We start from the raw sequence: 14,903 nt of genomic DNA, 5'->3' as shown, positions 1-14,903 counted from the left end.
AAGGTTGGTCACGGCGCAATTCGGCGACCCACATGGTCTGCGAGCCCGGTTTTGCGGTTGAAGTGTGTGACCGCCGCGCGGTACGTAACCGGAGACGGGCTGACACTGTCCATACGGACGATCGACCATTGTGCCAGACGCTCGGGCCACGCCTGAAATCGCCTCCATCGCCGCAGTCGCCTCCACCTCGGCCGCTCCGGATGTCTATGACGCGGCCGTCAGCCTATCCACGCTGCCGATACACGGCGGGCTTGCCAAGAATTACTCAGCCGAGTAACAATTTACTCGTGCAAGTAACAGACGGATCGACCGCCCTCTCCCCCGCCGCCGCAGAGCGACGCAGGCAGATCGTGGCCGCGACGATGCAGGTTCTGGCCGAGGTCGGCTATGCCAAAACCTCGTTCACGAAGATCGCCGAGCACGCCGGGCTCAGCAGCACGCGGCTGATCTCGTACCACTTCAGCGGCAAAGACGAGTTGATGCGCGACGTGCTGGTGGCGGCCAAGGACGCCGCCGTGGAATTCATCGGGCCCCGGATCGCGGCCACCGTCGATCACCGAGCCTGGCTGGCCGCCTACCTCACCGCGAACATGGAGTTCATGCGCGAGCGCACCGCCGTGTTGCGGGCGTTGATCGAGCTCAACAGCAATGCCAGGGCGGCGCTCGGGGACCAGTTCGTCGACGACGCGGCCGTCGGGTCACCGCTCGACGCTCTCGAACAGGCCCTGCGCGAGGGGCAGGCCGCAGGCGCTTTCCGCGACTTCGATCCCCACGTGATGGCGGTGGCGCTGCGTGCGGCCATCGACACCATCGCGATCGGATACGCCGAGGACCAGGCCGCCGACGTCGAACTCTTCGCCTCCGAACTGGTCACGTTGTTCGACCGCGCCACCGCCGCCGAGTGATTCATCAGAGAAGTCCTACCGAAAGGAACACAATGAAACTGGAATCCGGACAGGTCGCCGTGCTGACCGGCGCCGCCAATGGCATCGGACGGGCGGTCGCCGAGGCCCTGCACGCCCGTGGAATCCGCGTGGTGATCGCCGATATCGACGGTGACGCCCTGGCGAAGGCCGCCGAGGAAATCGGCCACGACACCCCCGCGGTACCGACCGATGTCGCCGATTTCGAACAGGTCCAGCGGCTGGCCGAGACCACCCTGCGGCTCTTCGGCCGGGTCGACCTGGTGTTCAACAATGCCGGGATGGGCGCAGGCGGGCCGGTCTGGGCGGTGGAACCCGATGACTGGCAACGGGTCTGGGCGGTCAACGTCCAGGGTGTCATCAACGGGATGCGCGCGTTCGTTCCGCACATGATCGCGGCGGGCCGCGGACACATCATCAACACGTCGTCGCTGGCCGGTGTGACCACAGGCCTGTTCAACGGGCCGTACACCGCCAGCAAGCACGCGGTCGTCTCGTTGACCGAGTCACTGCACGGCGAACTGGCCGTCCTGGCACCCGGTATCGGCGCCACCGTGGTGTGCCCGGGCCCGGTCGACACTCAGATGCTGCGCGTTGTCACCGACGGCTTCGGATCATTGCTCGGCGACGGCGTGCCCACACAGCCCACCGAAGGGTGGTTCGGCACGCTCACCCCTGAGCAGTGGGAACGTCTCGCCCCCGGCCTCGGCGTCATCTCTCTGATGGCGAGCGAGATGATGCCTGCCGCTCGAGCCGCCGAGATCATCCTCGCGGCCGTCGAGGCCGATCGCCTCTACGTCACCACTCACCCGAACCTGGCGACGCAGGCCAGTGATCGAGTCGCCGCGATAGTCGCCGATATGCAGGCGTCCGCATAGGAGTCACCAGCCCGAACGCCACCGGCTCGGTCCCACGCCAAACGTGCGACCGAGCCGGTGTGCTGTGCGGGCTTACTTGTTCGGGAACTTCAGCTTCGACAGATCGAAGCCCTCGAGCCCCGGCGGGAGCTGATCCAGACCGGCGGGCATCCCGGACAGGTCGGGCATGCCTGCGGGCATACCGGGCATGCCGCCCGGGAAACCGCCGCGCACCTTCGGCGGGGTGGGGCCGCGTCCGCCCTTCTTGCCCTTCTTCCCCTTCTTGTTGCTGCGCCGGTTCGCGCCGGGCATGCCCATCTGGCGACCCATCGCGGCCATCATCTTTTTGGCCTCGAAGAAGCGGTCGACGAGCTGGTTCACCTCGGAGACCTGCACGCCCGAGCCGTTGGCGATGCGCAGGCGGCGGGAGGCGTTGATGATCTTGGGGTTATCGCGTTCGGCCGGGGTCATGCCGCGGATGATGGCCTGCACCCGGTCGAGCTGCTTGTCATCGACCTGGGCGAGCACGTCCTTCATCTGACCGGCGCCGGGCAGCATGCCGAGCAGGTTGCCGATGGGGCCCATCTTGCGGATGGCGAGCATCTGGTCGAGGAAGTCCTCGAGGGTCAGCTCGCCGCTGCCGATCTTGCGTGCGGCTTCCTCGGCCTGCTGCTGGTCGTAGACCTGCTCGGCCTGCTCGATCAGGGTGAGCACGTCACCCATGCCGAGGATGCGGCTGGCCATGCGGTCCGGGTGGAAGACGTCGAAGTCTTCGAGCTTCTCACCGGTGGAGGCGAACATGATCGGTGCGCCCGTGACATTGCGGACGCTGAGCGCGGCACCACCGCGGGCGTCGCCGTCGAGCTTGGTGAGCACCACGCCGGTGAAGCCGACACCGTCGCGGAACGCCTCGGCGGTGGTGACGGCGTCCTGGCCGATCATGGCGTCGAGCACGAACAGCGTCTCGTCCGGCTGCACGGCATCGCGGATACCGGCGGCCTGGGCCATCAGCTCGGCGTCGATGCCGAGGCGACCGGCGGTGTCGACGATCACCACGTCGTACTGCTTCTGCTTCGCTTCGTCCACACCGGCCTGGGCGACCGCAACCGGATCCGCGGCCGAGACGCCGAGCGCGTTCTGACCGCCGCCGACCGAGGTGCCGGGATGCGGCGCGAACACCGGCACACCGGCGCGCTCACCGACCACCTGCAGCTGGGTGACGGCGCCAGGGCGCTGCAGGTCACAGGCCACCAGCAACGGCTGATGCCCCTGACCCTTGAGCCATTTGGCGAGCTTGCCCGCCAAGGTGGTTTTACCGGCGCCCTGCAGACCGGCCAGCATGACGACCGTCGGCGGGGTCTTGGCCAAGGTGATGCGGCGGGTCTCGCCGCCGAGGATGCCGACGAGTTCCTCGTTGACGATCTTGACGACCTGCTGGGCCGGGTTCAGCGCCGCGGAGACCTCGGCGCCCTTGGCGCGCTCCTTGATCTTGGCGATGAAACCGCGCACCACCGGCAGCGCGACGTCGGCTTCCAGCAGCGCGAGGCGGATCTCGCGGCAGGTGGCGTCGATGTCAGCCGGCGACAGACGTCCCTTACCGCGTAGGTCCTTGAGGGCACCGGTAAGCCGGTCGGAAAGGGATTCGAACACCGATCGCGCTCCTGATCTCGAGTGACGTCACTGCATCCCAGCGTAATGGGATCACCGGACTGCGCACGCAGCCGGTGTGTGCTGGGTGCGCGAAGTTACTCCGGCGCGCGGCCGCGCGGGATGCGAGTGCGCCGATAGTCGTGGTTTTCCCTGGCCACCATGAACGCGGCCTCACGTCCGGTCAGGCCGAGTTCGAGGGCGAGACCGTCGAGCGCGGTCCAATCACCTTCCACCGGCAGGCCGGAGGTGGCGACCGACGCCGCGATGGTCATCGCGGTGACCGCCTGCTTGCTGTTCAGGGTACGGCCGGGTAGCCAGGACACCACCCAGAGATCCCCGCCGACGCAGCGGGCAACATGCGGGGTCACATCACTGGTCATGATCGACGAGGCGACGACTTCGATTGCCACCGACCTGCTCCCCTCGTATGCGACAGCCCGACTCACCGATCCTAAGGGCCGATGACCATGTCGTAGGGATTTCCAGCAAATCATGTGCAAAGGACCGATTTTCGGATAACGACGAGGTCACAGCATAGTTCGACGATCGGAGCGTGAAAGTTACAGTGGCTCAGGAACCTTCGTGCGTACCGTTGTCGCCCACGGATTTCTTGGGTGCGGGCTTCGGCACGACCGCCATGATCGTCTCCTCGATCGCCGCCCGGCGGGCAGGTCCGGAATCCGCGCCCAGATCGAGACAGAACGCGTCGACGACCGCGCTACCCATGGTGACCACCTTGGCCCAGCGCACATCCGCACCGGAGGCGGCCAGCGCTGCGGCGAGCCTGGTCAGCAGCCCGATCCGGTCCTCGGCACGCAACTGCAGGATGACGTGACCCGCAGTCCCCGTCTCGGCCCACATCAGCCGGGGCTGTGCCTTCGCGTACGGGCTCAGCTGCGCGCCGACGGCTTCCCGTTCGCGTCTGGCCAGCTGTCCGGACAGATCCAGATCGCCTGCGATGGCGCGGATCAGTTCTTGACGCAGCAGCCCGGGATCGGGCGGGTCACCGAACTTCGGCGAGACCACGAAAGTGTTGATCGCCGACTCCCCCACACCGCCGAGCGCCGCCGACAGCACTCGCAACGAATGCAAGGCCAGCACACCGGCGGCCTCGGAGAGCAGGCCGGGCGTGTCGGGCGCGATGACGGTGACGGTGTAGGTGTGTTTGCCCTCGCCCGGCGCCAATGTCACGTGCACCCCGCCCGCAGCGGCCTTGGCGAGCAGCTCGGGCGCGATCGGCTCGGGTCGAGGCAGCGCCTCACCGGCCATGACCATCCGGCAGCGGCGGACCAGCTCGCCGATCAGCGAGGCCTTCCACTCGCCCCAGACGCCGGGGCCGGTGGCCAAGGAGTCCGCCTCGGCGAGGGTGTGCAGCAGTTCCAGCAGTTGTGGATCGCCGTCGAGGGCGTCGACCACGAACCGCACCGTCGCCGGATCGTCCAGGTCACGGCGGGTCGCGGTATCGGGTAGCAGCAGATGATGGCGCACGATCGCGCTCAGGGTCCGCACATCCGACGGCCACAATCCGAGCCTGCGCCCGATATGGGTGGCCAGTTCGGCGCCGACCACACTGTGGTCACCCGCCCGGCCTTTACCGATGTCGTGCAGCAGCGCACCGAGCGCCAGCAGATCCGGCCGCGCCACCCGGGTGCTCAGCGCGCTCGCGTAGGCCACCGTTTCCATCAGGTGCCGGTCGACGGTCCAGGTGTGCAGCACATCGCGCGGCGGCAGATCCCGCACCGCACCCCATTCCGGCAGCAGCCTGCCCCACAGCCCGGTGCGGTCCAGCGCCTCGATCGCGTCGATGGTGCCGCGGCCTGCTCCGAGCAGCACCAGCAGATCGTTGAGCGCGTCCTTCGGCCAGGGTTCGCGCAGCTCGGGCGCATCCTCCGACAACCGGTTGAGCGTGTTCGCCGACATCGGCAGGCCGGTTTGCGCCGAAGCCGCCGCCACCCGCAGGATCAGGCCCGGATCGCGTTGCGGCCGTGCGTCCCGCGCCAGCACCACCTCACCGGCGTGCTCGACCACCCCCTCATCGAGTGGTCGGCGCACCGGCATGCGTCGCAGCCTGGCCAGGCCGCGACGAGGCAGAGCGTTTGCCGCGGTCCGCAGCCCGACGTCGACCGAGTAGCTCACCGTGCGTGCCGAATCGCTGAGCGTGCGGGCCAGATCGAAGCGGTCACCGATGCGCAGCGCCGCACCGATCTCGTCGGCATCCTGGGCCCTCAGCTGATCACGCGAGCGACCGGCGACCCGGTGCAGTTCGGTGCGTACGTCGAGCAGGCGGCGGTGTGCGTGCCGGACGCCACCGCCGGGCACATCCGGGCCGAGGCCGGGCATGGCGTCGGTCAGCTGGGCGATGGAAAGCGCATCGAGTAGTTGGATGTCACGCAGGCCGCCGCGGCCGTTCTTCAGATCGGGTTCGGCGCGGTGGGCGATCTCGCCGCTGCGCTCCCAGCGAGCCTTGGCCTGGGCGATCAGTTCGTCGAACCGGGATCGGATCCCGGTCCGCCATTCCCGGCGCACGCCGCCGATGAGCAGGCTGCTCAGATCGGCGTCGCCGACGATATGCCTGGCCTCGAGCATGCCGAGGGCGGCGATCATGTCATCGTTGGCGACCCGCAACGCCTGCGGGACGGTGCGCACACTGTGGTCGAGCTTGATGTGGGCGTCCCAGAGCGGATACCAGAGCTGATCGGCGACTTCGGCGACGCGGGCAGCGTCGACATCGTCGTGCAACAGCACCAGATCCAGATCCGAATAGGGCAGCATCTCCTTGCGGCCGAGACCGCCGACCGCGACGACGGCGAGCCCGCTGTCGGCGGTGATGCCGAGTTCGGCACCTTTGCTGGTGAGCCACAGCTCGTACAGATCGACCAGCGCCGACCGCAGCGATTCCGCATCCAGGCGCGGATTGCGTGGCTGCCCGCCCTCGAGCAGGCGGCGCCTGGCCTTGACCAGATCGGCCGCGCCGTTGGACACCACCGCGTCCTCGCCCCCGCCCGCACGGCCGTCACTGCTGTGCTGTCGCCGACTGCTACCCACTAGCCCACCACCCATTCACGCGTGCGGCCCCGCCCCGGCCGGAGGTCCGGCGGGAGCGGGGCCGCCGCTCGACTCGAAATACCGCTACAGCGCGTCGGTGCCGCGCTCGCCGGTGCGCACCCGGATGATCGTCTCGACCGGGGTCACCCAGACCTTGCCGTCGCCGATCTTGCCGGTGCGCGAGGCCTCGACGATCACCTCGACGACCTTGTCTACGGAGGCGTCGTCGACGACGACCTCGACCCGGACCTTCGGCACGAAATCCACCGAGTACTCGGCACCTCGGTAGACCTCGGTGTGCCCCTTCTGCCGGCCGTAGCCCTGCACCTCGCTCACGGTCATGCCCAGCACGCCCGCCTGCTCGAGACCGGTCTTCACGTCCTCCAACGTGAACGGTTTCACGATTGCGGTGATCAGTTTCATGTCGTCATGCCTCCTTGACGCCCGAACGTGCCGTGCCACCCACAGCAGCGAAATCGTATGCGGTTTCCGCGTGCTCGGACTCGTCCATGCCGACGAATTCGCCTTCTTCGTCGGCGCGCAGGCCGATCGTGAACTTGATCAGGTAGGCGATGACGGCCGTGGCGACCAGCGAGTAGGCCAGCACCGTGAACGCACCGACTGCCTGCAGCTTCAACTGCTCGATGCCACCACCGTAGAACAAGCCCTTCACCGCCGCGGGCGCTTCCGGCGCCGCGACCAGGCCGACCATCAGGGTGCCGAGTAGACCACCGACCAGGTGCACACCCACCACGTCGAGCGAGTCGTCGAACCCGAAGCGGAACTTCAGGCCGACGGCGAGGGCACACAGCGCACCCGCGGTGATACCGATGGCGAGGGCGCCGACGACGTTGACCGAGTGACACGCCGGGGTGATGGCGACCAGACCGGCCACGATGCCCGAGGCGGCGCCCAGCGAGGTGGGCTTGCCGTCGCGGATCTTTTCCACCACGAGCCAGGCCAGCAGCGCCGCACCGGTGGCGACGACGGTGGTCAGGAAGGCGGCACCGGCGATGCCGTTGGAGCCCACCGCGGAACCGGCGTTGAAGCCGAACCAGCCGAACCACAGCAGACCGGCACCGAGCATGACGAACGGCAGGTTGTGCGGACGGAACGGCGTCTTGGGCCAGCCCTTGCGCTTACCGAGCACGATCGCGAGCACCAGGCCCGCCGCACCGGCGTTGATGTGGACCGCGGTACCACCGGCGAAGTCGATCGCTTTGAGGTTGTTGGCGATCCAGCCGCCCGCCTCGGCGGTGACGCCGTCGAAGGCGAAGACCCAGTGCGCCACCGGGAAGTAGACGACGGTGGCCCAGATGCCGGCGAAGATCAGCCAGGCGCTGAACTTCATGCGGTCGGCGACCGCACCCGAGATGAGGGCGACGGTGATGATCGCGAACATGGCCTGGAAGGCGACGAACACCGTCAGCGGGATGGTGCCCGCCAGCGGGATCGCGGCCTCGGCGCCGGTATCGGCGTCGGCCAGGTACGCGCCACCGAAGATCTGCTTCAGCCCGAAGTACTGACCCGGATCACCGATGAGGTTGGCTGTGTCGTCACCGAAGGTGACCGAGAAGCCGTAGAGCACCCACAGCACGGCGACCAGGCCCATGGCACTGATGCTCATCATGATCATGTTCAGCACGTTCTTGCCGCGGACCATGCCGCCGTAGAAGAACGCGAGTCCGGGTGTCATCAGCAGCACGAGCGCTGAACTGGTCAGCATCCATGCGGTGTCACCGGCGTCCGGCGCGCCGATTACGGGAAATGCCACCTTAATGTCCTCCTCATCTCGGGCCCCGCCGATTCCGGCGAAATGGACCTGCACAGAAGGTTGCTCATTCGGTGTTTCATCCGTGGCGCCCCCGTGTTTCACCTACGTGAACGGATGGTGCCCCCGTGTTGCTACCACGTTTCCAACTGTGCACAGGAGGTTTCCTGCCGCGTGTGAGCGGCGTGTCGCGGCAGCGAACCCGCAGCTGATCGACGGTTTCGGCGGGAATCGGCGGAGATGGCGGGCTCGGCAAGGCGGGGCCCGCGAGATCGCGGAGCCGGTCCGGATCGAGCAGGCGATGCTCGATCCGGACCGGATGCTCAGCCGAGCAGTGCGTCGACGAACGCGCCGGGTTCGAACGGGGCGAGATCGTCGGCGCCCTCACCGAGACCGACGAGCTTCACGGGGACGCCGAGTTCGTGCTGCACCTGGAAGACGATGCCGCCCTTGGCGGTGCCGTCGAGCTTGGTGAGCACGACGCCGGTGATGTCGACGACCTCGGAGAACACCCGCGCCTGCATGAGGCCGTTCTGACCGACGGTCGAGTCGAGCACCAGCAGCACCTCGTCGACCTCGGCCTTCTTCTCCACGACCCGCTTGACCTTGCCGAGTTCGTCCATCAGGCCGGTCTTGGTGTGCAGGCGACCCGCGGTGTCGATGAGCACGACGTCCACGCCGCGATCGATACCCGCGGCGACGGCGTCGAAGGCGACCGCTGCCGGGTCCGCGCCCTCTTTACCGCGCACGGTATCGGCACCGACCCGTTCACCCCAGGTCTGCAGCTGATCGGCGGCGGCGGCGCGGAAGGTATCGGCGGCGCCGAGCAGCACCCGGCGACCGTCTGCGACGAGCACGCGGGCCAGTTTGCCGGTGGTGGTGGTCTTGCCGGTGCCGTTCACGCCGACGACCAACAGGATCGACGGGTGGTCATCGTGCGGCAGGGCACGCACGGAGCGATCCAGTTCGGGGCGCAGCGCCTCGACCAGGACGTCACGCAGCACCGCACGGGCTTGGTCGGTGGTGCGGACGCTGCGCGCGGCCATCTCCTCGCGCAGCCGTTCCACGACGGCCGCAGTGCTCGCGGTGCCGAGATCGGCGAGGACGAGCGTGTCTTCGACCTCTTCCCAGGAGTCCTCGTCCAGGTCGCCGCCACCGAGCAGGCCGAGCAGGCTCTTACCGACCGCGGTCTGCGAGCGCGACAGGCGCCCACGCAGCCGCACCAGGCGGCCCTCGGTGGGCTCGATCTCCTCGAGCGTGGGGGCGGGCTCGGCCTCGGCGGCAGTGTCGGGGACAAGCGGCGCCTCGGGCGCGGTTTCGACCGAAAGGGCTGTGTCTGCCGTCGGCGTGGTGTCGACGGCCTCGGTCTTCGCGGGCGCGGTCTCGGTGTCCGGGGCAACAGAGTCCGGCACCGTGGTCTCATCAGTGGGCGCCGAGGTCACGGCCTCGGTATCGGTCGCAGCCGCCTCGGTGGGTGCCGTTTCGGGCGCCGCCTCGGGGGCCGTGGTCTCGGCGGGCGCCTCAGCGGTGGCGGCGCCGCCGGGCGCCTCGGCCAGGTCGGTCGGTTCGGGCAGCGGAACATTGGTGATGCCGCGCCGCGGTGCGTCCCGCGGAATGGCGGCATCGTCGCCGATATGCGGCTGCCCCTCGGTGTCGGTCCGTTCGGCCGCCAGCGGTTCGGGCGGGGTGGCGGTGGCCGTGCCACCCTGACTGAAGTTGAATCCGCCGGAGGCCTTGTACCCACCGGACTTGTCGGTCAGCTCCTTGTCTTCGGTCGGCGCCGTCAGCGAAACCCGCCCGCTGCGATACCGGACGAATCCGACAACGAGCGCGACGAGCAGGACGGCGGCGATCGCCGCGATCAGAATCCAGGCTTCGGAACTCACGCCGACCATCCTTGCAGAACCGATTCGCGCCGGTCATCGACCCGCCCGGACCAGGAAAGACGTCCAGACACAGCCCGTGAGATTTCTTGTCCTGCGGAACTTCTCGCGGCGTGCCCATAGGATCGGCGACGTGACAGATCGAAACGTGCTTGGGGGTCCGCTCGAAGAGTGCGGTACCGATCCGCTGACCGGCTTCTATCGGGACGGCTGCTGCAGCACCGGCCCAGAGGACCTGGGTAGTCACACCGTGTGCACGGTCGTCACGACCGAGTTTCTGGAACACCAGGGTTCGATCGGCAACGACCTGAGCACCCCGCGCCCGGAGAACAATTTCCCCGGATTGCAGCCCGGGGACCGGTGGTGTGTGGTGGCGGTGCGCTGGTTACACGCGCATGAGGACGGTGTCGCCGCGCCGGTGGTGCTGGCGGCCACCCATGAGAACGCTCTGGAAGTGATCTCGATGGACATCTTGCGCAAATACGCCGTCGATGTGCCCGACGACGTCAGCGATCTGTTGTGAACGGGTGAGCGGCTGTTCCGGCAACCCGCCCGATGCGGGTCGCCGGTGTGCCGATGGTTCGAGCCGGAGTGCTCAGCAGTCCTCGAATTCGCGCCGCAGGTCTTCGACGACCTTGTCCGGATTCTCGCCGGGCAACGGGCTGGCGGCCAGCGCCTTGCGGATGTCTTCCAACGCTTCGACCCGGTACTGCCTGCGCGCCGAGGCGATCAACTGCTCGCGAACGTGTTCCTCCAACGACAGCCCGGCAGCTGCCGCCCGCTGACGTAGTACCTCGGCATCGTCGTCGGGAATGTCGCGCACTTCGATGGTGACCATGCCGACGACGATAGTGGCGTATTCACGGGCGCGCCGATCTTGTTTCCGGCGCAGAATCGGTTCGCCCCTCAGCCGGACGCGGCACCCACCGGCGCCAAGTTCTGCCCGCGCATCCGCTGTGAGATCACCTGGGTGATGCCGTCGCCGCGCATGCTGACGCCATAGAGGGCGTCGGCGATTTCCATGGTCGGCTTCTGGTGGGTGATGACGATCAGCTGGCTCTTCTCCCGCAGCTGTTCGAACAGCCCGATCAGGCGGCGCAGGTTGGTGTCGTCGAGGGCGGCTTCCACCTCGTCCATGACGTAGAACGGCGAGGGGCGAGCACGGAAGATCGATACCAGCAGCGCCACCGCTGTCAGCGACTTCTCGCCACCGGACAGCAGCGACAGCCGCTTGACCTTCTTACCGGGCGGACGGGCCTCCACCTCGATGCCGGTGGTCAGCATGTCGGAGGGATCGGTGAGCAGCAGCCTGCCCTCACCGCCGGGGAACAGCTTGGAGAAGACACCGACGAACTCGCGCTCCACGTCGGCGTAGGCCTCGGTGAAGACCTGCAGGATACGGGCGTCGACCTCGGCGACCACGTCCAGCAGGTCTTTGCGCGCGTTCTTGACGTCTTCGAGCTGGGTGGCGAGGAAGTTGTAGCGTTCCTCGAGCGCGGCGAACTCTTCCAGCGCAAGCGGATTCACCTTGCCGAGGGTGGCCAGGTCCTTCTCCGCCCGTTTGGCCCTTCGCTCTTGACTGGCGCGATCGAACGGCATGGGCACCGGTGCGGTGACGTCCTCACCGCGTTCCTTGGCCTGCTCGTATTCGTGCCACTCCAGCGCCGACGGCGGCAGCGGAGTATCCGGACCATATTCGGCGATGAGGTCGCCGAGCGCGATACCGAACTGTTCGGCGATCGTTGCCTCCAGCTGCTCGATCCGCAACGCCGCCTGCGCCTTTGCCACCTCATCACGGTGGACGGCGTCGGTGAGCTGGGACAGCTGGGCGGTCAGGGCGCGGGTCCGCTCTTTGATCTGGTCCACCTGCGCGGCGCATTCGGTGCGGCGGCGCACCAACTGGTCGCGGCGGGCGGCCGCTTCGGCGACCACACCTTCGAGTTCTCCTGCCACCTTCGCACCGGACTCGGCGACGGCGGCAGCGACCGCGGCCGCCTGCTTGCGCGCGGCCTGGGCCTGTTCGGCACGCGCACGCGTTTCACGTTCGGCGCGGGCGGCACGACGCAACGAATCCGCCTTACCACGCACCGATTCGGCGCGCTCCTCGGCCGTGCGCACAGCCAGGCGCGACTCGACCTCCATCGAGCGGGCCTCGGCGAGCGCGGCGGCAGCCTCCTCGCGGGCTCGGCCCGCGGCTTCGGTGCCCGCGGCGCCCATACCGTCGTCGTCGATGTCGGAGTGTTCGAGTTCGGCGTGACGGAGCCGGTCTTCGAGCTCGGCGAGCGAGGCGAGGGCTTGTTCACGTCCGGCTTCGGCTTCGCCACGTTGGGCGGTGAGCCGGTCGATATCGGCGTGCGCGCCACGCGCGGTGTGGCCGAGCCTGCCGAGCCGCTCGTAGATCGCGACCAGCGCCTGATCGGATTCGTGCAGCGCAAGCAGGGCGTGATCGACGGCGTCCTTGCGGTCGGTCTGTTCGGCGAGGGCGCCGGCCAGTGCGGCTTCGAGTTCCTCGGCGCGACGACGCGCGGCGATCAGTTCGGCCTCGGCGGCATCGACATCGGCTTGGATCTCGAGTTGGCTCGGCGCGCGGTCTGATCCGCCGAGCAGCCAGCCGGTGCCCGCCAGATCGCCGTCTTTGGTCACCGCGCGCAGCTGCGGGAGGGTCGCGAGCAGTTCTGCGGCTGCGGCGAGGTCGTCGACTACGACGACATCGGTGGTGAGCGCGGCGACGGCACCATGCACGGCCTCCGCGCAATCGACCACCGCTCCCAGCCAGCGCGCGTCATCGGGCAATGCGCCGGTATCCGCGGCGGAGGCCGCGTTTCGGACGAGCGCGCGGTCACCGGGTTGTGCGTCGGTGGTCGATGGGCCTGCCGGCGCGCGATCGGCCGACTGCGCGCCCTCGGCACCGAACACCAGCGCCGCCCGGCCACCATCGGCAGCCTTCAACGCCTGCACCGCGGCGTAGGCGCTGCTCCCCGATGCGGCGGCGACCGCGTCGGCGAGTGGACCGAGTACGGCCGCCACGGCCGCCTCGAATCCCGGATGCACCCGGATCAGCGTCGACAGCGGACCGACCAGGTCGTGACCGTGATGTTCGGTGAGCCAGCCCGCACCATCGCGGCGGGCGAGGTTCATACCGAGCGCTTCGATCCTTGCCGTCAGCGACGCGACCCGCTTTCCGGCGTCGCGATCCTGTTCGCGCAGTTCGTCGACGCGCTGATCGGCCAGTTTCAATGCCTGGACGGCGTGCTCGTGCTGGGCGTCGAGACCCGCCTCACCCGCATCGAGGTCACCGAGTTCGGTCTGCACCGTGTCGAATTCGTCCTGCGCGGCCTCGCCGCGCTGCCTGGCCTCGGCGATCGATATCGACAGCCGGGAGATCTCGGCGTCGACCGATTGTGCCCGGGTCCGCAACGTATCGACCTGGCCGGACAGCCGTGCCAGGCCTTCCCGCCGATCGGCGATGGCGCGTACCGCGGCGAGGTGCGCCTGCTCGGCCGCCTTCGCGGCGTGTTCGCGTTCGGCCAGCGCGTCGCGCGCGGCATCCAGGGTTTCGGTGGCCATCTCCACCGCTTCGCGCAGTTCGGCCTCCTCGGCCTCCACCCGGTCGGCCTCGGCTTCGAGCTGGTCGGGGTCGCGTCCGGTGCCCGCGGGCGCGCTGGTGTCCAGATGACGGGCGCGATCGCCGGCGATCCGGATGGTCGCGTTGACTCGTTCGGCCAGTGCCGAGAGCTGGAACCACAGCTGAGCCGCGGCTTCGGCGCTCGGGGTGAGCTTGCTGAGCTGGAACTCCTGTTGGGCGAGTGCGGCGTTGGCAGCGTCGAGCTCGGTCTGCACCGTGATCTGCTGTTCGCGGGCGTAGGCCTCTTTGCTCTGCTGGCTCTCCAGTTCGCGACGCCGGGTCACCAGATCGTCGGCGGCCAGCCGCAGGCGGGCATCGCGCAGATCGGACTGCACGGTCTGCGCGCGCCGGGCGACTTCGGCCTGCCTGCCGAGCGGTTTGAGCTGGCGGCGCAGTTCGGTGGTGAGGTCGGTGAGCCGGGCCAGATTGGCCTGCATGGCCTCCAGCTTCCGGACCGCCTTCTCCTTGCGTTTGCGGTGTTTGAGCACGCCCGCGGCCTCTTCGATGAAGGCGCGGCGGTCCTCTGGCCTGGACTCCAGGATGGCCGAGAGCTGACCCTGCCCCACGATGACGTGCATTTCCCGGCCGATACCGGAGTCGCTGAGCAGTTCCTGCACGTCCATCAGCCGGCAGGAGCTCCCGTTGATCTCGTACTCGCCCGCGCCGTCGCGAAACATGCGCCGGGTGATGGAGACCTCGGCGTAGTCGATGGGCAGGGCGCCGTCGGAATTGTCGATGGTGAGCGTGACCTCGGCGCGGCCGAGCGCGGCTCGTCCCGCGGTGCCCGCGAAGATGACGTCCTGCATCTTTCCGCCGCGCAGCGCCTTGGCGCCCTGTTCGCCCATCACCCAGGTGAGCGCGTCGACGACGTTGGATTTCCCGGATCCGTTCGGACCGACCACGCAGGTGATCCCCGGCTCGAACCGCAGCGTCGTCGCGGACGCGAAGGATTTGAAACCCTTCAACGTCAAGCTCTTCAGATGCAAATCCGGCGACCTTTCTGTACTGCCATGGGGACCACCGCCCGGTCATACTCCGGCGACCAGGCATCGTAGCGGCTGACTGTCCACCACCTTGCGAGCACGGCCCTCCCCAGGCTAACGACCCGCCGCCGAAAGTCCGGCATTTCACCGGCTCCGCCGAGCGGTG

11 protein-coding genes are annotated in these 14,903 nt (G+C 68.3%); 3 read left to right on the top strand and 8 right to left on the bottom strand.

Features of this window, described 5'->3' with window-relative positions; all coding sequences use genetic code 11:
* The first annotated feature begins 287 nt into the window (after positions 1 to 287).
* Positions 288 to 905 carry a TetR/AcrR family transcriptional regulator gene (locus tag ACFXNW_RS12285; RefSeq protein WP_379417708.1) on the top strand — a complete coding sequence of 206 codons (618 nt, stop codon included), beginning with the start codon at positions 288 to 290 and terminating at the stop codon, positions 903 to 905.
* Positions 906 to 937: 32 nt separating this feature from the next.
* The gene (locus ACFXNW_RS12280) at positions 938 to 1,801 is read left to right on the top strand and encodes an SDR family oxidoreductase (RefSeq protein ID WP_379417707.1); all 864 of its coding nucleotides are present in this window, start codon (positions 938 to 940) and stop codon (positions 1,799 to 1,801) included.
* A gap of 72 nt (positions 1,802 to 1,873) precedes the next feature.
* Here the strand turns inward: ACFXNW_RS12280 and ffh are convergent, their stop codons facing one another.
* The 6 genes from ffh to ftsY form a co-directional block, all read right to left on the bottom strand.
* Entirely contained in the window at positions 1,874 to 3,430 is a 1,557-nt protein-coding gene (ffh, locus tag ACFXNW_RS12275) for a signal recognition particle protein (RefSeq protein WP_379417706.1), read from the bottom strand.
* 95 nt (positions 3,431 to 3,525) lie between these two features.
* Entirely contained in the window at positions 3,526 to 3,840 is a 315-nt protein-coding gene (locus tag ACFXNW_RS12270) for a hypothetical protein (protein ID WP_379417705.1), read from the bottom strand.
* 160 nt (positions 3,841 to 4,000) lie between these two features.
* Positions 4,001 to 6,490: a [protein-PII] uridylyltransferase gene (locus ACFXNW_RS12265; protein ID WP_379417704.1), complete on the bottom strand. Its 2,490-nt coding sequence runs from the start codon at positions 6,488 to 6,490 to the stop codon at positions 4,001 to 4,003.
* Between the two features lie 69 nt (positions 6,491 to 6,559).
* Positions 6,560 to 6,898, bottom strand: coding sequence for a P-II family nitrogen regulator (locus ACFXNW_RS12260; protein ID WP_014352094.1), 339 nt, complete (start codon positions 6,896 to 6,898; stop codon positions 6,560 to 6,562).
* A gap of 4 nt (positions 6,899 to 6,902) precedes the next feature.
* Positions 6,903 to 8,201, bottom strand: coding sequence for an ammonium transporter (locus ACFXNW_RS12255; RefSeq protein ID WP_379418123.1), 1,299 nt, complete (start codon positions 8,199 to 8,201; stop codon positions 6,903 to 6,905).
* Between the two features lie 368 nt (positions 8,202 to 8,569).
* Positions 8,570 to 10,141: a signal recognition particle-docking protein FtsY gene (gene ftsY / locus ACFXNW_RS12250; RefSeq protein ID WP_379417703.1), complete on the bottom strand. Its 1,572-nt coding sequence runs from the start codon at positions 10,139 to 10,141 to the stop codon at positions 8,570 to 8,572.
* A gap of 121 nt (positions 10,142 to 10,262) precedes the next feature.
* Here ftsY and ACFXNW_RS12245 point away from each other — a divergent pair, with 121 nt between their 5' ends.
* On the top strand, positions 10,263 to 10,652 hold the full coding sequence (locus ACFXNW_RS12245; protein ID WP_379417702.1) for a DUF2237 family protein: 390 nt from the start codon (positions 10,263 to 10,265) through the stop codon (positions 10,650 to 10,652).
* A 72-nt stretch (positions 10,653 to 10,724) separates the two neighbouring features.
* Here the strand turns inward: ACFXNW_RS12245 and ACFXNW_RS12240 are convergent, their stop codons facing one another.
* Both ACFXNW_RS12240 and smc read right to left on the bottom strand, forming a co-directional pair.
* Positions 10,725 to 10,967, bottom strand: coding sequence for an antitoxin (locus ACFXNW_RS12240; RefSeq protein ID WP_379417701.1), 243 nt, complete (start codon positions 10,965 to 10,967; stop codon positions 10,725 to 10,727).
* Between the two features lie 68 nt (positions 10,968 to 11,035).
* The gene (smc, locus tag ACFXNW_RS12235; RefSeq protein WP_379417700.1) at positions 11,036 to 14,740 is read right to left on the bottom strand and encodes a chromosome segregation protein SMC; all 3,705 of its coding nucleotides are present in this window, start codon (positions 14,738 to 14,740) and stop codon (positions 11,036 to 11,038) included.
* Positions 14,741 to 14,903: the final 163 nt, after the last annotated feature.

This window comes from Nocardia sp. NPDC059180, from assembly GCF_042754945.1.
Taxonomy (GTDB): domain Bacteria; phylum Actinomycetota; class Actinomycetes; order Mycobacteriales; family Mycobacteriaceae; genus Nocardia.
Note: the sequence above shows the minus strand (reverse complement) of the source record. Positions and strands in the feature narration are given on the sequence as shown.

Bases quoted from the DNA above. Each gene is read 5' to 3' on its own strand.
- ACFXNW_RS12265 (WP_379417704.1), bottom strand. From the start codon at position 6,490: ATGGGTGGTGGGCTAGTGGGTAGCAGTCGGCGACAGCACAGCAGTGAC.
- ftsY (WP_379417703.1), bottom strand. From the start codon at position 10,141: ATGGTCGGCGTGAGTTCCGAAGCCTGGATTCTGATCGCGGCGATCGCC.
- ACFXNW_RS12255 (WP_379418123.1), bottom strand. From the start codon at position 8,201: ATGCTGACCAGTTCAGCGCTCGTGCTGCTGATGACACCCGGACTCGCG.
- ACFXNW_RS12280 (WP_379417707.1), top strand. From the start codon at position 938: ATGAAACTGGAATCCGGACAGGTCGCCGTGCTGACCGGCGCCGCCAAT.
- ACFXNW_RS12260 (WP_014352094.1), bottom strand. From the start codon at position 6,898: ATGAAACTGATCACCGCAATCGTGAAACCGTTCACGTTGGAGGACGTG.
- ACFXNW_RS12240 (WP_379417701.1), bottom strand. From the start codon at position 10,967: ATGGTCACCATCGAAGTGCGCGACATTCCCGACGACGATGCCGAGGTA.